Below are 18,401 nucleotides of genomic sequence, written 5' to 3'. Positions count from 1 at the left end.
CCGAACCCGGAGGCCCTCCCTCATTCCAACATCATCCGACTACGTGTCGAACCGTCCACAACCTCTCAGGGCAGTACATCTAGACCGGCCGTCGATTCGGACATTAGCATCGCCGTTGCTTCCCATGAAATAGCCGTTGCAGGTGACGCAACGCTGAGAGGGGTCGACAACGATGCGGTTCGTTTTGGCAGCCGTCGCCGTGAGCGCGGCCGTACTGGCCGGGTGTGCCCCGGTCCAGTCCGGCCCCGCGGCGTCGTCCGGGACCGACGAGCAGACCGGCACACTGCGGATCTGGCTCTTCGACGAGGTCAACCGGGCACCGAAGGAGGCCGTCGTCAAGGAGGCGGTCGAGGAGTTCCAGAAGGCCAACCAGGGCGTCACGGTCGACGTCCAGTACATCCAGACCAGCTCCCGCGCCGAGCGCTTCAAGGCCGCGTTCAGCGACCCCAAGAGCGCGCCGGACGTCGCCGAGTTCGGCAACACCGACCTCGCCGGTTACGTCGCCGGCGGCGGGTTCGCCGAACTCGACCTCTCGTCGTGGGCCGACTCGAAGGACCTGCTGCCCGCGGTGCTTGATACCGCCAAGGTGGACGGCAAGACCTACGGCGTGCCGTGGTTCGTCGGCGTGCGCGCCCTCTACTACCGCACGGACGTCTTCACCGAGCTGAACCTCAAGCCGCCGACGAAGCTCGACGAGATCGCGCCGCTGGCGCGGCAGATCCGGGCGGCGAAGCCGGACCTGCTGGGCATCTCGGCCGGCGGCAAGTACACCTACGCGGCCATGCCGTTCGTGTGGGCCAACGGCGGCGACATCGCGACCAAGAGCGGCGACAAGTACGTCGCCAAGATCGACAGCGCCGAGTCCAAGGCCGGTCTGGAGCAGTACACCGACCTGATCGCCGACGACATCTGCCCGGCCGCCCAGTGCGCGGGCAACGGCGGCGACGCCAGCGTCGAGGCGTTCCGCGCGGGCAAGGCCGCGATGGTCATCGGCGGCGACTTCAACCGCAAGTCCGTCGACGCCTCCCAGGCGGCCGGCAAGTACGCGGTCGTGCCGCTGCCCGGCAAGGACGCGGGCTCCATCGCACCGGCCTTCGCCGGCGGCAACCTGCTCGGCGTGCTCAAGGGCTCCGAGCGCAAGACGCTGGCCAACAAGTTCGTCCAGCTCCTGGCGGGCAAGCAGTACCAGCGCAAGATGTTCGACGCCATGGGCAACATGCCCACGTTCGGCGACGTGCAGGACGAGGTCGCCAAGAGCACCCCGGCGATCGGGCCGTTCGTCAAGACGCTGGCGGCGGGCACGAAGTTCGTGCCGGTCAGCGCCAACTGGGCCAAGATCGACGCCCAGGCCGTGCTGCCCACGCTCATCCAGGAGGTCGCGACGAAGACCGCCGACCTCGACACCGCGTCGAAGAAGGCGGCCGACTCCATGAACGCGGCGTTCAGTTCGTGATGAACGCGCGCAAGGGCGACGGGCGGATCGCGTACGCCCTCCTCGCCCCCGCACTGCTGGTCCTGGTCGGGCTGATGGGCTACCCGATCTACCAGCTCGTGCTGATCTCCCTGTTCGACTACGGCCAGGAGCAGGTCAGCGGCGGTGCGCCGCTGATCTTCCTGGGCGTGGGCAACTACGCCACGCTGCTGTCCGACGCCAAGTTCTGGTCCGTGCTGGGCCAGACGCTCGGGTTCGCGGCCGTGTGCGTGGTGGGGACCCTGCTCGTCGGTGCGACCCTGGCCGTCCTGGCGACCAGGGTCCGCACCTGGGCGCGGACCGTGCTGTTCCTGGCCGCGCTCGGCGCGTGGGCGACGCCGGCCGTCGCCGGGTCGACGATCTGGCTGTTCCTGTTCGACGCCAACTTCGGCTTCGTCAACGAACTGCTCGGCACCACCGGGTTCTCGTGGACGTTCGACAAGTGGACGGCGTTCGGCCTGGTCGCCGCCCAGGTGATCTGGTGCTCGTTCCCGTTCGTCATGGTCACGCTCTACGCGGGCATCAAGGCCATCCCCGGCGAGGTCATCGAGGCCGCGGCGCTGGACGGCGCGTCCACGTTCCGCACCGCGCGCAGCGTGATCCTCCCGTTGCTGCGGCCCATCCTGATCGTCGTCACGATCCAGTCGATCATCTGGGACTTCAAGGTCTTCACCCAGATCTACGTCATGACCAACGGCGGCGGCATCGCCGGGCGCAACCTCGTGCTCAACGTGTACGCCTACCAACAGGCTTTCGCCGCCTCCGAGTACGGCCTGGGCGCCGCGATCGGCGTGGTCATGACCGCGTTGCTGCTCGTCGTCACGCTCGGGTACCTGCGGGCGCTGCGCAAGTCCGGGGAGGAACTGTGAAACGCGGCGTCGTCGAGGCGGTCACCGTCGTCATCGCGGCGGTGGTCGCGTTCCCCCTCTACTGGATGGTGCTCACCGCGCTCAAGCCCGAGGCCGAGGTGATCACGGCCGACCCCCGGCCGTGGACGCTCACGCCCACGCTGGACAGCTTCACCCGGGCGCTGACCGTGCAGAGCTTCGGCCGCTACCTGGTCAACAGCCTGGTGGTGGCGCTGGTCGTGGTGCTGCTCAGCCTGCTGATCTCGTTCCTGGCCGCGACCGCGCTGACCCGGTTCCGGTTCCGGACGCGTACCACGTTGCTGATCATGCTGCTGATCGTGCAGATGGTGCCGGTCGAGGCGCTGACCATCCCGTTGTTCTTCATGATGAAGTCCGTGCGCGACGTGGTGCCGGTGTTCGGCCTCAACCACCTGGGCTCGCTGGTGCTGGTGCACCTGGCGTTCAGCCTGCCGTTCTCGATCTGGATGCTGCGCGGGTTCGTCGCGGCCGTCCCGGTCGAGCTGGAGGAGGCCGCGACCTTGGACGGCGCGTCCCGTTTCCGGTTCCTGTGGCAGGTGCTGTTCCCGCTGGTCGCGCCCGGCCTGGTGGCCACCAGCGTGCTGGCGTTCATCCACGCGTGGAACGACTTCCTGTTCGCCAAGACGTTCATCATCTCGGCGGCCGAGAACCAGACGCTGCCGCTGGCGTTGCAGGTGTTCGTCAAGCCCGACCAGAACGATTGGGGCGCCATCATGGCGGGTTCGACCCTGATGACCATCCCGGTGCTGCTGTTCTTCATCGTGGTGCAACGCCGGCTCGTCGCCGGTCTGGCCGGGGCGGTGAAGGCGTGATCCTGCCCCGACCGGTGTCGTTCGGCCGCGGCGACGGCGAAGTGGTGTTCGACGGTGTCGTGGACGTGCGGCAGTGGGGCGGTCCGGCCGAGGGCTACCGGCTCACGATCGCGCCCTCCGGCGTGGTGATCGAGGCCGCCGACGCGGCCGGCGAGGCACACGCGCGGCAGACGTTGCGGCAGCTCTCCGGGCCGTCGGCGTTCCGCGCGGTCGCCCCCGGGCCGGTGACGCTGCCGGTGTGCGTGGTCGAGGACCACCCCCGGTTCCGGTGGCGCGGCTGCATGCTCGACGTGGCCCGGCACTTCCTGCCCAAGCCCGACCTGCTGCGCTACGTCGACCTGCTGGCCGTGCACAAGCTCAACGTGCTGCACCTGCACCTGACCGACGACCAGGGCTGGCGGTTCGAGTCGCTCAGGTTCCCGCTGCTGCACGAGGTCGGCGGGTGGCGGCCGTCCTCGCGGTACGGGGACCGGCGGCACGGCGGGCAGACCGGACGACCGCACGGCGGCTACTACACGCAGGACGACCTGCGCGAGGTCGTGGCCTACGCGGCCGAACGGCACATCACCGTCGTGCCCGAGATCGACGTGCCCGGCCACAGCCAGGCGGCGATCGCAGCGTACCCGGAACTGGGCGTCGCACCCGGTGGCGTGTGGACGGACTGGGGCATCAACCCCAACCTGCTGAACACCGCTCCGTCCACTGTGGACTTCGTGCTGGCGGTGTTCGAGGAGCTGCTGGACGTGTTCCCCGGCGAGTACGTCGGGTTCGGCGGCGACGAGGCCGAGGGCGGCGACGGCTCGCTCGTGCGCGCCGTCACGGAGTTCCTGGTGTCACGCGGACGTCGGCCGTTCGGCTGGGACGAGGCGTTGGAGACCGGACCGCTGCCCGACGCGACCGTGATCGCGTCCTGGCGCGGCGAGGACGCGGGCGTCACGGCACTGGACCGCGGACTCGACGTCGTGATGTGCCCGGAGAAGTACGTGTACCTGGACTACCGGCAGTCCGACTCCGCCGACGAGCCCGTCCCCGTCGGCACGGTCACCACGCTGGAGGACGTGTACGGATACGAACCCGCGGCGGCCGACCGGCTGCTCGGCGTCCAGGCCAACGTCTGGACCGAGCACCTCGACTCGCCGCGCCGGCTGGACTACGCGACGTTCCCGCGCCTGTGCGCCCTCGCCGAGCTGGCGTGGAGCACGGGGGAGCGGGACGTCGCGGAGTTCCGGGACCGGCTGGCCGGGTCGCACCTGCCGCGGCTGGCCGCGCTCGGCGTGGAGTACCGGCCGTTGTCCGGTCCCCTGCCGTGGCAGCGGCTGCCGGGCGTGCCCGGCCACCCGAGGTGATCACTCGGCCTCGGGCACGAGGATCCAGCCCGCGAGGTAGAGCAGCGCGCCGGTGCCGAACCCGAACAGGGTCGCGGCGACCAGCAGGACGCGCAGCAGCGCCGCGTCCACGCCGATGAGTTCGGACAACCCGCCGCACACACCGGCGACCATGCGGTCGCTCCGGCTGCGGCGGAACTTCTTGACCTTGGCGGTGGCCTGGCCGAGCACGTCGTTCGTCATGGGTGAATAGTGGCCGGTCAGGGGGCCGGGGGACATCGGGGACGCACCCTGGCTTTCCCCGGACCCCCGCTCTCGGGGTACTGGCGGGAACGGCGCGCGCGGAGGAACCTGGAGGCGTGACCACCCAGGTGCCCTCCCGTCCCCGGCTGCGCGTCGTGCCCGACCCCGAGCCGCGCCCGAAGCGCCGTGTCCTGCCCGTGCTGCTCGTCCCGGTGGCGTTGGCCGTCCTCCTGGTCGTCCTGCGGTCGCGGCGCGGCCGGTGATCCGTCGGGTCGGCGTCGTCGCCTTACTGTTCGCGGCGGCCTGTTCGGGACCCCCGGCATCGCCGCCGCCGGCATCGCCCACCACGACGGTGCCCGCCCCGGTCGCCCCGTCCTTCACGGTGGCGGCGGGTGGCGACATCCTGGTGCACCCCGCGTTGACCGAGCAGGCCGACGCCGACGGCGCCCGCGACTTCGCGCCGCTGCTGGAGGGCCTGAGGTCGGCCGTCGACGCGGACCTGTCGCTGTGCCACCTGGAGACCCCGCTGTCGGCTCCCGGCGAACCCACGTTCGGCTATCCGGCGTTCAGCGCGCCGCCGGAGATCGCCACCGCGCTGAAGGGCGTGGGCTACGACGCGTGCTCGACCGCGTCCAACCACACGCTCGACCGGGGCGTACGGGGCGTCGTGACGACTCTCGACACCCTCGACCGCGCGGGACTGGCGCACACCGGCTCGTACCGGACCGAGGAGGAGTCGCGGACGCCGTTGGTGCTGGAGGCCAACGGGGTCAAGGTCGGGCACGTGTCGTTCACGTACGGGTTCAACGGGATCCCCCTGCCGGAACCGTGGACGGCCGACCTGCTCGACCCCGAGGCGGTGCTGGCCGCCGCGAGAGCCGCGCGGGCGGCCGGTGCCGAGGTCGTGATCGCGAGCCTGCACTGGGGCGTGGAGTACTCGCAGGAGGCGTCCCCGACGCAGCGGTCCCTGGCCGCACGGCTGCTGGCACCCGACTCGCCGATCGACCTGATCATCGGCACGCACGCGCACGCCGTGCAGCCGGTGGAACGGATCGGCGACAAGTGGGTGGTCTACGGCATGGGCAACCAGATCGCCCGCCACTCCGAACCGCGCGGCATCACCGAGGAGGGCATCGTCACCCGGTTCAAGTTCGTCAAGGACGGGGCGAAGTGGCGTGCGGTGGAAGCCTTCTACGTGCCCACGCTGGTCGAACTCGGGCCGCCGATCAGGGTGGTCGACCTGACCCGCGCCCCCGTGACGGCCCGTCGTGCCGAGGCGTCGGCCCGGACGGACGGCGTGGTGCGCAGCCTGGGCGCCGCTATCGCCCGGCCCTGACCCGGTCGACGCGGGCCAGCCACTTCGCGGTGGTCTCGGCGTCGGCGGCGAACTCGTCGCGCAGGACGGGAACGGGAGGCGAGGTCGGCACCGGCAGCCACCCGTCGCGCGGCGTGAGCGGCTCGGCCACGACGTCGCCGTCGAGCAACGACAACGTCCCGAGCCCGCAGGCGAAGTCGAGTTCGGGCAACGCGCCCGCCAACGCCAGACCGGCCGCCAACCCGACCGAGGTCTCCACGGCGGACGAGACGACGCAGGGCAGCCCGCACGCCTCGGCGACCCGCAACGCCCGCCGTACCCCGCCGAGCGGGGCGACCTTGATCACCGCGAGGTCGGCGGCACCGGCGACCGCGACCTTGAGCGGGTCGTCGGCGCGGCGGATCGACTCGTCGGCGGCGATACGCACGTCGACTTTCCTGCGCACGGCGGCCAGTTCCTCGATGGATGGGCAGGGCTGCTCGACGTACTCCAGGCCGTGCGCGACCTTGTCCAGTTCGCGGATGGCGTGGACGGCGGTGTCGACGTCCCACGCGGTGTTCGCGTCGACGCGGAGTTTTCCTTGTGGCCCAAGGGCATCGCGCACGGCCTCGACCCGTTCCAGATCGGCTGCGAGATCGACACCGGGATCGGCCACCTTGACCTTCGCCGTGGTGCAGCCGGACTTCAGCACGATCTCCCGCGCGCGTTCGGGATCGACCACGGGAACCGTGCAGTTGACCGGAATCCGCGTGCGCACGGGGGAAGGCCAACTCTCCACAGAGGACTCTTCGGCGCAGTCGAGCCAGGGCACGCACTCGCTGTCCGAGTAGTCGAGGAACGCGCAGAACTCACCCCACCCCGCCGGGCCTTCGAACAACACGCCCTCACGCACGGTGATACCCCGGAACCGGTTCCGGAGGGGGATCGAGTAGACGAACATGCGTCGAATCGTAGGACCGGCTTTCCGGGTTCACCTCCTCGGGCGACTTCCGGCGGTGGTCGTTCGTGGCCAGGCTTCGTCGTGGGGGTGAGGCCGTGCTGGGGGTGGTGTGGCGGCAGGTGGGGGCGGCTTTGGACCGGGCCGCTCTCGTGTGCGTGGAGTTGGGTGTGGTGACCGGGGCTTTGGGTGAGGCGAACGATCTGTTGGGCAGTCTGCGGGTGGAGGGGTTCGCCAGGGCGGTCGTGGCGGCGTGGCATCTGCAGGAGCGTTACCTCGTCGCGGAGCGGTCCCTGGAGTCGTATTTCGGTCGGCTGGGCATGTCCCGCCCGCCTCGTACTGTCGAGTTTCCCGGTCGCCCGGCGGTGGTGGGTGTCGATCCTCGGATCTATTTCCGGCCGGTGGTGATCGAGGTGCCCCGGATCGCGGCGGGCGTGCCAGACCTGCGCGGCGCTGGTTGGGCCGAGCGGGTTCGGTGGGAGCTGCCCGCGTGGGACTTGGGGGACAAGACCGAGGGGAAGATCTACGACGAGTCGGCCAAGTGCTGGAAGCTGCTCAGCGGCGTCGACCGCGCCGAAAGCCTGACCGGCGAGGCCCGGTACCGGGTCCTCAAGGCGATTCGAGACGGGCTCGCGCCAGGTGATCCGAAGTACGCGAAGGGCCTGGGCATCGCCGCCACGCATGTCGAGACGAAGGCGGCGGTGTGGGCTCGACGCACGGGTCGCGCGCTCGTGGACGTGGTGACGAACCGCAACTACGTGTGCGGCCAGGCGTACCGGCCGGGCATCTCATCCGTGACCGCCGGATGCGCCCAGGCCGTCCGGTTGATCCTGGTGAAAGGGCAGACGATGCGAGTCTGGTGCGACGGCCGCGAGGTTCCGTTGATCATCGAGGGCGAGGGGTGACGGTGGACGTTCAGGTGGAGTTCCTGGAACACATCGCCGGCCGGTACTACGGACTGGGCGAATGGGTGGCGAGCACCCCTGAAGAGGTGCGCACGGCGGTCGAGGCGATGTTCGCACGTCAGGGCGACCGGGTCAGGACCAAGGCGGCCATCGGACGGGTGGGCGAAAGCACCGGGCTCGGTGTGCTGGTCGACCCGGCGACCGGGTACGTCGCCCTGCACTGGTGCCTGGAGGAGCATTCCCTCAATCCCGAGCCGTTTCCCGATGCCCCGCTCATTCCCGACGACGGCGATGACGATCCGCTCCATTTCTGGATGCGTGACGCGTACGTGTCCGAGGTGGTGGCTCGGCGGGCGATCGGGGAGTACCTGGCCACCGGTGGGCGGCCGACGTCGGTGGGTTGGCAGCCGTGGGGTTGGGAGGTGCACGAGCTGCCCGAGTGGCTCGACGACGAGGAGCGCGAGAAGTCCGTCGGGCGTTACCGGATCATCGGGTCGTAGGTCCCGTATCGCCCCCGCTCAACGGTGTGAGGCTGGGTGAAGAGCGCGGGCACACCGGAACCGGTGATCATCAAGGGTGAGATGGACACTCAGGTGCAGGTGTCGGAGTACGTGGCGGGCCGCTATCACCGGCCTGGTGACTGGGTCGTAGACACCCCCGAAGGGGTGCGGGCGGCCGTCGACGCCCTGTTCGAACGGCACGGCGACAAAGTCACGACCAGGGCGATCGTGGAGAGGTTGGGGGAGGACGCGCTGCTGGGTGTCCTGGTCGATCCCGTCACCGGGTACGTCGCGTTGCACTGGTGCTTCGGCGAACACTCCCTCAACCCCGAGCCGTTCGCCGACGCCCCCCTCGTCCCGGAGGACGGCGACAACGACCCGCTCAACTTCTGGATGCGCGACACCTACGTCGCCGAGGCCGATGCCCGACGGGCGATCGAGGAGTTCGTAGCCACCGGGAACAGGCCCACGGCTGTCCGGTGGCAGCCGTGGGGCTGGGAGGCGTACGAACTCCCCGACTGGTACGACGACGAGGGCCGCGACGAGACCGGTGGCCGCTACCACCTCATCACCGACTGATCAGCCCACCTCCGGCAACGGCGGCCCCAGCAGGTCGTCGGCGTCGACGATCCGGTACGCGTACCCCTGCTCCGCCAGGAACCGCTGCCGGTGCGCGGCGTAGTCCGTGTCCAAGGTGTCGCGGGCCACCACGGAGTAGAAGTGGGCCTGCCGACCGTCCGCCTTCGGCCGCAGCAGGCGTCCCAGGCGCTGCGCCTCCTCCTGCCGCGAGCCGAACGTGCCCGACACCTGCACGGCCACCGACGCCTCGGGCAGGTCGATCGAGAAGTTCGCCACCTTGGACACCACGAGGATGCGCAACTCGCCCCGCCGGAAGGCGTCGAACAGCTCCTCGCGCTCCTTGTTGCGCGTGGACCCCTGCACCACGGGCGCGTCCAAGGCCTCGCCCAACGTCTCCAGTTGGTCCAGGTACGCGCCGATCACCAGCGCCGGCTCGTCGGGGTGGCGGTCCAGCACCGCGCGGACCACGGGCAGCTTCGTGCGTGCCGTGGAGCACAGCTTGTACCGCTCCTCCGGCTCGGCCGTCGCGTACTCCAGCCGTTCCGCGTCCGTCAGCGTGACGCGCACCTCGGTGCACTCCGCCGGCGCGATCCACCCCTGCGCCTCGATGTCGCGCCACGGCACGTCGTACCGCTTGGGCCCGATCAGGGAGAACACGTCGCCCTCCTGGCCGTCCTCGCGCACCAGGGTCGCGGTCAGCCCCAGCCGCCGCCGCGACTGGAGATCGGCCGTCATCCGGAACACCGGCGCGGGCAGCAGGTGCACCTCGTCGTAGATGATCAGGCCCCAGTCCCGGGAGTCGAACAGGTCCAGGTGTCGGTACTCGCCCTTCGACTTGCGTGTCACGACCTGGTACGTGGCGATCGTGACCGGCCGGATCTCCTTGCGCTCCCCCGAGTACTCGCCGATCTCGTCCTCGGTCAGCGACGTCCGCGCGACCAGCTCCCGCTTCCACTGCCGGCCCGCGACCGTGTTCGTCACGAGGATCAGCGTGGTCGCCTCGGCCTCGGCCATCGCCGCCGCGCCCACGAGCGTCTTGCCCGCGCCGCACGGCAGCACGACCACGCCCGAGCCGCCCGCGTGGAACGCCTCGGCCGCCCGCCGCTGGTAGTCGCGCAGCTGCCACCCGTCCTCGCGCAACGCGATCGGGTGCGCCTCGCCGTCCACGTACCCGGCCAGGTCCTCGGCCGGCCAGCCGACCTTGAGCAGGAGCTGCTTGAGCCGGCCGCGTTCCGACGGGTGCACGATCACCGTGTCGTCGTCGATCCGCTCGCCGAACATGGGCTTGATCTTCTTGTGCCGCAGGACCTCCTCGAGCACGGCCCGGTCCGAAGTGGACAGCACGAGCCCGTGGGCCGGGTGGTTGGCCAGGCGCAGCCTGCCGTACCGGCCCATCGTGTCGACGACATCGACCAGCAGCGGCTGCGGCACCGGGTAGCGCGAGTACCGGACGAGCGCGTCGACAACCTGTTCGGCGTCGTGACCTGCCGCACGTGCGTTCCACAGAGCAAGCGGCGTGACACGGTACGTGTGCACGTGTTCGGGCGCGCGTTCCAGCTCGGCGAACGGCGCGATGGCGGTGCGCGCCTCGTCGGAGAGCGGGTGTTCCACCTCCAACAGCAGTGTTTTGTCCGATTGGACGATCAACGGCCCGTCTGTCATGGGTCCCAGTCTCCCAACCTCGCGCAAGTCGACAACGGACTGTCGCCGTGCGAGCACCCCTTGCTTACGGACTCGTTTCGGTAAAGGACGCCATGTCACGGCCCGGCAGCGGATAGCTTGCCTGCGCCCGGCCCGCGACTTCACGCGGGACACACTGGGGGCACCCACGCGATCGAGAAGGTCTACATGAGCACGGACGCGCCCAACCAGCCGCAGCCGCAGTACCCGCAGCAGCCGTTCCAGCAGCAGCCGCAGTTCAACCAGGCTCCTGCCGCGCAGGTGCCGCAGGAGCCCAAGAAGAGGGGCGTCCTGGGGCGCATCCTCTCGGCGCTGATCGGCATCGCCGTGGTGGCCGCCGTCGGTTACGGCATCAAGTACTTCACCAGCGACGCCGCCCAGACCAAGGCCGGCGACTGCGCGAGCCTGACCGGCACCACCAGCAAGCCCGAGTACAAGACGGTCGACTGCGGCGCGGCCGAGGCGAACTACATCGTCGGCAAGGCGCTCAACACCAGCGAGAAGTGCGACGGCGACTACGACGAGTACATCGAGACCGGTCGCGGCCCGCAGACGCGACTCTGCCTCGTGCCCAAGCTCGAAGAGGGCAAGTGCTACAACCTGCAGGGCAGCACGATGGGCTACCCGGCCGTGGCGTGCGGCGGCGGTGGTGACGTGCTCAAGCTCGTGAAGCAGGTCAAGGACGTCGCCGACACCGCGCAGTGCGACTTCGTCGAAGGCGCGCTCGCCTTCCAGGAGCCGAAGCTGACGCTGTGCTTCGAGCCGACCGAGGGCGCGTGACCTACTCCTGACCGATGGCGTGGTGTGCGCGTGGGTCTACCGTCTGACGGGTCACGCGCACACCCCGCCTCAGTGAGGATGAGTATGAGCACCGACCCGGAAAAGCCCGCCGGTGACGCTTCGGCACCGTCCGCACCGGACGCGGAGCCTGCGGCGCAGGCCGCGGCCGAGCCCGCCGGTGACCAGGCGCCTCCGGCCGCCGAGCCGGCCAAGCCCTACACCTACGTCTCCGGCGAGGACGAACCGGAGACGCCGGCACGGGCCGGTGGCGGTGGCGGCACGCTCAAGAAGGTGCTGATCGCGGTCGTCGCCCTGATCGTCGTGGTGGGCGCCGTGTTCGCGGTCCGGCAGCTGAGCGGTCCGGGTCGGGCCGAGGCCGGCGACTGCGTGTCGGTCGGCGAGGTGAACGACGACAACGTGGCCAAGGTCGACGTGCTCGGCTGCGACGACCAGAAGGCGGCCTACAAGGTCGGCAAGGCGCTCGCGGGCGCCGAGGCGAGCTGCCCCGAGGAGGGGCTCGGCTCGTACCACGAGGTCGTCGCCGACGCGTCGGACGCCGCCGACCGCGCCAAGCTCTGCCTGCTGCCCAACGTCTCGGCCGGCAACTGCTACAAGGCCAACGACCTGGGCGACTACGTGAAGTCCGAGTGCACCGGCATGGAGACGTTCCGCGTCACCAAGGTCGTGGAGGGCTCGACGACCACCGAGACGTGCGAGGACGGCTCGGGCATGTCGTTCCCCGAGCCCGCCGTCACGTTCTGCCTCGAACCGGTCGAATAGGCAGCACCCGCGGCCGCCGCGCATCCCGTCACGGGGGTGCGCGGCGGCTGTGCGTTCGGCCGATTCCGCTGCGTGCGGTCCGGTCGCACGGGTAGGTTCCGCTCGCCCGGAAGTCGAGAGGAACCGCAGGTGACCACGCCCCCGTACCAGCCGCCCCCCTACGGCGGAACGCCCCCGCAGCAGCCCGCGCCCGGTTGGGGGCCGCCGCCGCAGTACCCCGGGCAGCCCGGCCCGGCGCAGCCCTATCCGGGCCAGGCCCAACCCGGCCATGCCTATCCGGGGCAGCCCGCACCTGGCCAGGCCTATCCCGATCAGGCTTACCCGGGGCAGCCCTATCCCGGACAGCCCTATCCCGGACAGCCCTATCCAGGGCAGCAGTCGGGCCCGCCGCAGGGCCAGTACCCGCAGCAGCCGTACGGCCCGCCCCAGCAGGGGTTCACGCCGCCGTCCGCCGGCCGGACGTCCAAGGGCGCCAAGGCCCTGCTGTCCACGGTGGGTCTGATCATCGTCGGCATCGTCGTCGCGGCCGTGATCTCCGGCATCAACGGTCCGGCGGGCGCGGAGCCCGGCGACTGCATCAAGGTGAACAAGGTCGGCGTGACGAGCGCGGACATCGACAAGGTCGACTGCGGCTCGATGGACGCGACCTACAAGGTCGCCGTGAACCTCGACAGCAGCCGCGACTCCTGCCCCTCCGGCGACTACTCCGAGTACACGGACAGTGGCGGTCGGCGCAGCGACGGGTTCAAGCTCTGCATGGTGCTCAATGCCCGTGAGGGCGACTGCTTCAAGCAGGAGGGCACCATCGTCGCCGGGAAAACCACCAAGATCGTCTGCGATTCATCGGCGACCCACAAGGTGCGCAAGGTCATTACCGGTACAGCGGACGAGAGCGCTTGTGAAGGTGGCGACTTCGTGTCCGTCTACTCACAGCCGGCGACGACTGTTTGCCTCATCGAGGTGTGAAACGCGAAAAAATAGGGGGCCTTCTCGGATCGAGAAGGCCCCCTGCTCGTGAAGGTGAGGATCAGTTCCCCGTTCCCGGCGGGAGCAGCGATCCGACGTCCAAACGCTGGGGCAGCTCGTCCTCGGTGTCCATCATGTCGGCGACCCGCTGGAGCCGGACCGGGTTGAGCGACAACGGGTACGTGCCGACCGATACCAGTGCGGCGGTCTGCTGGTCGACGTCGACGTAGCTGGTCAGCACGTCCTGCACGGACAGCTTGTTGTTCGTGGCCGCCTGCTGGGCGTCGCGCAGCACGCTGCGGAACAGGCTCAGCGTCTTGGGGTTGCCCTCGGCGAACTTCTTGCTCGACGCGTAGCCCGACAGCGGGAAGTCCTTGGTCGGGCCGACGGCCGTGTCGCTGACGATCCGCGCGCCGATCGTGCGCTGCGCCTTGGTGATGTACGGCTCGACCATCCAGGCGGCGTCGATCTGCCTGGCCTGCATGGCCGCCGTCATCTGGTCGAACGGCATCTCGCGCAGCTGCATCCGCTGCTTCTCCACGCCCGCGGTCTTCAGCGTGGCCTTGGTGGTCAACGCGCCCACGTCGGTGAGCGAGTTCACGGCGACGCGCGGCGACGCGATCTTGCCGGGGCTGTCGTACTCGGGGTCGGCCGTGACCAGCGCCATCGTGTTCGCGCCCGCCTGGTAGGCCTCGCCCTGGAGCTGGAGCTGGGTGCCCTCGGACACGGCGCGGAACAGGTTCACGTGGCTGGCCCACGTGATGTCCAGCGTGGTGTCGAGCTGCTTGATGCCCTCGCTCTCGCTGTTGAGCGTGACGAGCTGCACTTGGAGCCCGGCCTTCTCGAACAGCTTGTCGTTGAGCGCGAGCTTCAGGGGTGCGACGTCGACCACGGGCAGGATGCCGATGCGCAGCGTCGTCCGCTCCACCTCGGGGGCCGCGTTCCCGCCGGAGTCCGGGAAGAGACCGCACGCCGTGAGAGTCGCGGCACAGGCGAACAAGGCGGCCGTACGACGCAGAACACGCGCTGGGGTAGGCATGGCACCTCTCGGCGGTACGACCTCGACAGCGGGGTCTTTTGATCAACGGAATTAAGTCGCTCAACTTGTCGACTGCTCGTGGATGGTAACCACCCGGAGGTATGAAACGACAGTCCCGGTGGATACGTTGAGTGCTCGCGTGGTCTTCCCCGAAGCAGGGGTGGCGCACTACGCTCCCCGCCATGCGCGCACCGCCCGTGCGGGCCGTCGTGTCCGGAGTGCACAGCGGGGCGCCCTAGCCGGCGCCACCACCTCTGTGCTGCAATTCGGCCCGATATTTCCAGTCCATGCTTCGGTCCGTGGGGAGAGGCCGGGGAACACTGCTGCCGGAAGAGGAAGCCCAGGGTGGCCCGACGCGAGAGAGGTCCCAGCCAGTCAGGCGTGGGGAATCCACCACGCTCCGATAACCCCGGAATGGGTGAGGAGATGACTGCGCTGCGTGATGGAACTGTGACCGAATCAACGAGCCCTCGATCGGCGTCCGACGTCCGTGCTGCCGGCCCCGGGTCGGCCTGGCGGCTGCGCAACTGGCGGCTGCCCACCAAGCTCGCCGCCGTGCTGCTCATCCCCACCGTGGCGGCGCTCGCGCTCGGCGGCCTGCGGGTCAACTCGGACCTGGCCGCGGCCACCGAGTTCAACCGGTTGGCCAACCAGATCCAGCTCGAGGCCGCGGTCGCGGACCTCGTGCAGCAGCTCCAGCGCGAACGCGACCTCAGCGTCAGCCACGTGGCGTCCGGCAAGAAGCTCGACCGCGTCGTGCTCGACCGCCAGCTCCGCCGCGTCAACGACACCACCGACGCGCTCAACAACAAGATCAGCGAGCTGGGCGGCGACCTCGACGACGAGGTGCTCACCCGGTTCCGCCGCGCCGCCGAGCAGCTCAAGCGCCTCAACAGCCTGCGCAACGCCGTGCGCGACACCGAGTACCCCTCGGAAGCCGTGCTGCGCACCTACTCCGAGTCCGTCGAGAGCCTCCTGGACCTCGGCGAGCAGGCCATCGCGGGCATCGACGACCCCGAGCTCGTACGTCTCCACCTGGCGACGAACGCGATCGCGCGCATCAAGGAGCAGGAGTCGCTCAAGCGCGGCATCATGCTCGACGTCCTCCAGCGCGGCGAGTTCTCCGCCGGCCAGCAACGCGCGCTCAACACCGCGAGCGCCGAGCTGGACGCCGCGCGCAACGACTTCCGCAAGTCCGCGACGCCGGACCAGGCGAAGATCTACGACGACACGGTCACGGGTCTGATCGTCGACACCGCGAACGACATGCAGGAGACGGCCCTCAACCTGGCCGCGAACAACAAGAACCTCTCGGCGCTGCGCCCCGAGAAGTGGGACATCGCCGCGACGTTGACGGTCAACCTGACCCGCGAGGTGGAAAGCCTGCTGCTGGAGCAGCTGCAGACCCGCACCGACGAGCTGACCGGCGAGGCGCGCTCCGCGGCGTTCCGCGACTCCGGCATCGTGCTCGGCGCCCTGCTGCTCGCCCTGGTCATGGCCCTGTTCGTCGCCCGGTCGATCCTCACGCCGCTGCGCACGCTGCGCCGCACCGCCCTCGACGTGGCCGACCACGGCCTGCCCGAGGCGGTCGCCCGCATCCTCGCCGACCCCGACCCGCAGCAGGCCGCCAAGTCGGCGGTCGCCCCGGTGCCCGTCAACACCCGGGAAGAGGTCGGCCAGGTGGCCCGCGCGTTCGACGCGGTGCACGACGAAGCCGTGCGGCTGGCCGCCGAACAGGCGCTGCTGCGCGACAACGTCAACGCCATGTTCGTCAACCTGTCCCGCCGCTCGCAGGCCCTGGTCGAGCGCCAGCTCAACCTGATCGACCGCCTGGAGCAGGACGAGCAGGACCCCGACCAGCTCGCGTCGCTGTTCGAACTGGACCACCTCGCGACGCGCATGCGCCGCAACAGCGAGAACCTGCTGGTCCTGTCCGGAACGGACCTGTCCCGGCGGCTGACCCGCCCGGTCCCGGCCGCCGAGGTCCTCGGCGCCGCCGTGTCCGAGGTCGAGCAGTACGCCCGCGTGCAGGTCGGCCAGACGCCGGAGCTGACCGTCCAGGGCCGCGCGGTCAACGACCTCGTGCACCTGATCGCGGAGCTGCTCGACAACGCCACCGTGTTCTCCGACCCCGTGACGAAGGTCACCGTCCGCACGGCGCGCACCCGCCGGGGCGAGCTGGCGATCGAGATCCAGGACCGCGGCGTCGGCATGAGCGAGAAGGACATCGTCGACGCCAACCAGCGCCTGGCCGACCCGCCGGATGTCGACGTCGCCGTGTCCCGCCGCATGGGCCTGTACGTGGTCGCGCGACTGGCCAAGCGGCACGACATCAAGGTGCGCCTGCGCGCCAACGAGGACATCGAGGGCGGCACGACCGCGCTTGTGCTCGTGCCCGAGAACCTGGTGCAGGCGCCCGGCGCCGCGCCGTCGCCGGTCGGCTACGAGCCCGCGTTCCCGGGCCTGGGCGGTCCGACGACCGACTCCGGCTTCCCGGGACTGGGTTCGCCCGCGCCGACCACGCAGAACCCCGCCGAGCGGGCCAGCGGCATCGCCGGCGCGTTCACCGGCAGCATGCCCCGCCTCGACGACGACCAGCAGTCGTCGTCCCCGAACCTCCCGGTCAGCTTCGTCCGCTCCGAGGGCGAAGCCGACGCGGCCGGACTGCCGTCGTTCGGTCTCGCCGAGCCGGAACCCACGCCCGAGGAGACCTCCCAGGACTCCTTCCAGCCGTGGCAACCGCTGCCGGAGGAGCACACCGGTCGGGACGTCGAGCACGAGCCCGTAGGCTCGTTCGGCGAGCCGATGCTCTTCACCGCCTACGAGGACCGGGACGACGAGGAGTCCGCCAACGGCCACGGCTTCGAGACGACGCAGTTCGCGCCGATCCTCGACAGCACGGTCCACGTGGGCGGCTTCCTCGACCTGGACTCGGAACCGGAACCGGAGAGCACCGACCCGTCGCCCGCGGACGAGGACGGGTGGTCCGAGGCCACCCCCGAGGCCACCCCCGAGGCCACCCCCGCGTCCACCGGCGAAACCGGTGGGCGGAGAGTGGTCCCGGACCTGGACGCACCGACCGAGCGGCTGCCGATCTACGAGGCGGTCCTCTCGCAGTGGTTCCAGGCCGTCGGGGGCGAGACGCCGGCGTCGACCGCGCGGGCGGTCGAACCGGCACCCGAACCGGAGTCCGAGCCCGAAGCGCGGGAGGAGACGGCCCTGCCGACCCGCAAGCCGCAACCGGTACCCCCGGTCGCGCCGACGACCACCGAGGACGCACCGCCGGCGGCACCCGAGCCGCCGTCGGCCCCCGTCCTCACCGAGGGCGGGCTGCCCAAGCGGCAGCCCGGTGCGCCCGGCAACAAGCCCGGACGCACCCCGGCCGACCGGACGCCCGAGCCGGTCGCCGTGCCCGAGCCGGTCGCCGCCGCACCGGAACCCGCGTGGTCCTCGCCCGCCGACGACGGCTGGCACGCCGCGCAGGCCCTGCTCAGTCGGGTGCCCGAGACGACGACGCAGGCCGGGTTGCCCAAGCGGGTGCCCAAGGCACAACTGGTGCCGGGCTCGGCCGCACCGCTCGCCCCGTCACCCGAGGCCGCCGCGGCACCCGTGCCGCAGGGGCCGGCATTGCCCCCGAGGACGGCCGACGCGGTCCGCGGGCGGATGTCGAGCCTCCAGCAGGGCGTCCGCCGGGGACGACACGCTTTGATCGACGCTTACGCTGGTGACATGTCGAGCCGGCAAGACGAGGAGCAGGAGTGACGACCGCAGCTCAGCCAGGCAGCTTTGGTTGGCTTATCACCGACTTCGTTCGCCGGGTCCCCGGCGTGGCACATTCCGTGGTGGTGTCGGCGGACGGGCTTCTGCTCGCCGGCTCCCAGGGGTTGCCGCGTGACCGAGCGGAGCAGCTCTCCGCGGTCGCCTCGGGCCTGGTGAGCCTCACCGCGGGAGCAGCGCGCTGCTTCGAGGCGGGGTCGGTGAACCAGACCGTGGTCGAGATGGAACGGGGCTACCTGTTCCTGATGTCGATCAGCGACGGGTCGTGCCTCGCGGTACTGGCGGCCCCGAACTGCGACATCGGCCTGGTCGCGTACGAGATGACCCTGTTGGTCGAGCGGGTGGGCCAGCAGCTGACGCCGGAGTTGCGTGCCCAGCTCCAGGGCGTGGTCCGGCGGTAGCGCC

The 18,401-nt window shown here is 70.3% G+C and carries 18 protein-coding genes; 14 read left to right on the top strand and 4 right to left on the bottom strand.

Features of this window, described 5'->3' with window-relative positions; genetic code table 11:
* Positions 1-172 precede the first annotated feature (172 nt).
* Genes F4559_RS30375 through F4559_RS30360 form a run of 4 tightly spaced genes read left to right on the top strand, consistent with a single transcriptional unit; the run spans position 173 to position 4,516 of the window.
* Entirely contained in the window at positions 173-1,453 is a 1,281-nt protein-coding gene (locus F4559_RS30375; RefSeq protein ID WP_184674529.1) for an extracellular solute-binding protein, read from the top strand.
* On the top strand, positions 1,453-2,340 hold the full coding sequence (locus F4559_RS30370; protein ID WP_184674528.1) for a carbohydrate ABC transporter permease: 888 nt from the start codon (positions 1,453-1,455) through the stop codon (positions 2,338-2,340). The genes F4559_RS30375 and F4559_RS30370 overlap by 1 nt, the downstream gene beginning before the upstream one ends.
* Positions 2,337-3,170: a carbohydrate ABC transporter permease gene (locus F4559_RS30365; protein WP_184674527.1), complete on the top strand. Its 834-nt coding sequence runs from the start codon at positions 2,337-2,339 to the stop codon at positions 3,168-3,170. Before F4559_RS30370 ends, F4559_RS30365 begins: the two co-directional genes overlap by 4 nt.
* The gene (locus tag F4559_RS30360) at positions 3,170-4,516 is read left to right on the top strand and encodes a beta-N-acetylhexosaminidase (protein ID WP_312866015.1); all 1,347 of its coding nucleotides are present in this window, start codon (positions 3,170-3,172) and stop codon (positions 4,514-4,516) included. Before F4559_RS30365 ends, F4559_RS30360 begins: the two co-directional genes overlap by 1 nt.
* Here the strand turns inward: F4559_RS30360 and F4559_RS30355 are convergent, their stop codons facing one another.
* The gene (locus F4559_RS30355) at positions 4,517-4,738 is read right to left on the bottom strand and encodes a PspC domain-containing protein (RefSeq protein ID WP_184674526.1); all 222 of its coding nucleotides are present in this window, start codon (positions 4,736-4,738) and stop codon (positions 4,517-4,519) included. It abuts the gene before it with no gap.
* Between the two features lie 116 nt (positions 4,739-4,854).
* On the opposite strand from F4559_RS30355, the gene F4559_RS30350 reads away from it, so the two are divergent.
* Together F4559_RS30350 and F4559_RS30345 are read left to right on the top strand one after the other, a co-directional pair.
* Positions 4,855-5,001, top strand: a complete 147-nt coding sequence (locus F4559_RS30350) for a hypothetical protein (protein ID WP_184674525.1) — start codon at positions 4,855-4,857, stop codon at positions 4,999-5,001.
* A complete protein-coding gene (locus F4559_RS30345; protein WP_376774727.1) occupies positions 5,001-6,074 on the top strand; it encodes a CapA family protein in 1,074 nt (357 codons plus the stop codon). Before F4559_RS30350 ends, F4559_RS30345 begins: the two co-directional genes overlap by 1 nt.
* Here the strand turns inward: F4559_RS30345 and F4559_RS30340 are convergent.
* Entirely contained in the window at positions 6,058-6,993 is a 936-nt protein-coding gene (locus F4559_RS30340) for an o-succinylbenzoate synthase (RefSeq protein ID WP_184674523.1), read from the bottom strand. The two genes, F4559_RS30345 and F4559_RS30340, sit on opposite strands and share 17 nt — an antisense overlap.
* A 95-nt stretch (positions 6,994-7,088) precedes the next feature.
* On the opposite strand from F4559_RS30340, the gene F4559_RS30335 reads away from it, so the two are divergent.
* The 3 genes from F4559_RS30335 (at position 7,089) to F4559_RS30325 (ending at position 8,974) form a co-directional block, all read left to right on the top strand.
* Complete coding sequence (locus F4559_RS30335; RefSeq protein WP_184674522.1) at positions 7,089-7,895, top strand: DddA-like double-stranded DNA deaminase toxin; 807 nt, start codon at positions 7,089-7,091, stop codon at positions 7,893-7,895.
* Between the two features lie 2 nt (positions 7,896-7,897).
* Entirely contained in the window at positions 7,898-8,395 is a 498-nt protein-coding gene (locus F4559_RS30330; RefSeq protein ID WP_184674521.1) for an Imm1 family immunity protein, read from the top strand.
* Between the two features lie 81 nt (positions 8,396-8,476).
* A complete protein-coding gene (locus F4559_RS30325) occupies positions 8,477-8,974 on the top strand; it encodes an Imm1 family immunity protein (protein WP_184674520.1) in 498 nt (165 codons plus the stop codon).
* Here the strand turns inward: F4559_RS30325 and F4559_RS30320 are convergent, their stop codons facing one another.
* The gene (locus F4559_RS30320) at positions 8,975-10,636 is read right to left on the bottom strand and encodes a DNA repair helicase XPB (RefSeq protein ID WP_184674519.1); all 1,662 of its coding nucleotides are present in this window, start codon (positions 10,634-10,636) and stop codon (positions 8,975-8,977) included.
* Between the two features lie 186 nt (positions 10,637-10,822).
* Here F4559_RS30320 and F4559_RS30315 point away from each other — a divergent pair, with 186 nt between their 5' ends.
* The 3 genes from F4559_RS30315 (at position 10,823) to F4559_RS30305 (ending at position 13,180) form a co-directional block, all read left to right on the top strand.
* Entirely contained in the window at positions 10,823-11,434 is a 612-nt protein-coding gene (locus F4559_RS30315; RefSeq protein WP_184674518.1) for an LppU/SCO3897 family protein, read from the top strand.
* A gap of 84 nt (positions 11,435-11,518) precedes the next feature.
* Positions 11,519-12,214: an LppU/SCO3897 family protein gene (locus F4559_RS30310; protein ID WP_184674517.1), complete on the top strand. Its 696-nt coding sequence runs from the start codon at positions 11,519-11,521 to the stop codon at positions 12,212-12,214.
* Positions 12,215-12,343: 129 nt separating this feature from the next.
* Positions 12,344-13,180 carry an LppU/SCO3897 family protein gene (locus F4559_RS30305; protein ID WP_184674516.1) on the top strand — a complete coding sequence of 279 codons (837 nt, stop codon included), beginning with the start codon at positions 12,344-12,346 and terminating at the stop codon, positions 13,178-13,180.
* Between the two features lie 61 nt (positions 13,181-13,241).
* Here the strand turns inward: F4559_RS30305 and F4559_RS30300 are convergent, their stop codons facing one another.
* Positions 13,242-14,219 carry an ABC transporter substrate-binding protein gene (locus tag F4559_RS30300; protein ID WP_184674515.1) on the bottom strand — a complete coding sequence of 326 codons (978 nt, stop codon included), beginning with the start codon at positions 14,217-14,219 and terminating at the stop codon, positions 13,242-13,244.
* A gap of 450 nt (positions 14,220-14,669) precedes the next feature.
* Between F4559_RS30300 and F4559_RS30295 the strand changes: the two genes are divergently transcribed.
* Complete coding sequence (locus F4559_RS30295) at positions 14,670-17,981, top strand: nitrate- and nitrite sensing domain-containing protein (protein WP_312865898.1); 3,312 nt, start codon at positions 14,670-14,672, stop codon at positions 17,979-17,981.
* Complete coding sequence (locus tag F4559_RS30290) at positions 17,978-18,397, top strand: roadblock/LC7 domain-containing protein (protein ID WP_121223425.1); 420 nt, start codon at positions 17,978-17,980, stop codon at positions 18,395-18,397. Before F4559_RS30295 ends, F4559_RS30290 begins: the two co-directional genes overlap by 4 nt.
* The last annotated feature ends 4 nt before the right edge of the window (positions 18,398-18,401 follow it).

This window comes from Saccharothrix violaceirubra (genome assembly GCF_014203755.1).
Classification (GTDB): Bacteria; Actinomycetota; Actinomycetes; order Mycobacteriales; family Pseudonocardiaceae; genus Actinosynnema; species Actinosynnema violaceirubrum.
This window is presented reverse-complemented; position numbering and strand designations above follow the sequence as displayed.

What these genes read in the sequence shown, in the direction of transcription:
- F4559_RS30325 (WP_184674520.1), top strand. Translation starts at nt 8,477, where the DNA reads ATGGACACTCAGGTGCAGGTGTCGGAGTACGTGGCGGGCCGCTATCAC.
- F4559_RS30320 (WP_184674519.1), bottom strand. Translation starts at nt 10,636, where the DNA reads ATGACAGACGGGCCGTTGATCGTCCAATCGGACAAAACACTGCTGTTG.
- F4559_RS30310 (WP_184674517.1), top strand. Translation starts at nt 11,519, where the DNA reads ATGAGCACCGACCCGGAAAAGCCCGCCGGTGACGCTTCGGCACCGTCC.
- F4559_RS30375 (WP_184674529.1), top strand. Translation starts at nt 173, where the DNA reads ATGCGGTTCGTTTTGGCAGCCGTCGCCGTGAGCGCGGCCGTACTGGCC.
- F4559_RS30370 (WP_184674528.1), top strand. Translation starts at nt 1,453, where the DNA reads ATGAACGCGCGCAAGGGCGACGGGCGGATCGCGTACGCCCTCCTCGCC.
- F4559_RS30300 (WP_184674515.1), bottom strand. Translation starts at nt 14,219, where the DNA reads ATGCCTACCCCAGCGCGTGTTCTGCGTCGTACGGCCGCCTTGTTCGCC.
- F4559_RS30315 (WP_184674518.1), top strand. Translation starts at nt 10,823, where the DNA reads ATGAGCACGGACGCGCCCAACCAGCCGCAGCCGCAGTACCCGCAGCAG.
- F4559_RS30355 (WP_184674526.1), bottom strand. Translation starts at nt 4,738, where the DNA reads ATGACGAACGACGTGCTCGGCCAGGCCACCGCCAAGGTCAAGAAGTTC.
- F4559_RS30340 (WP_184674523.1), bottom strand. Translation starts at nt 6,993, where the DNA reads ATGTTCGTCTACTCGATCCCCCTCCGGAACCGGTTCCGGGGTATCACC.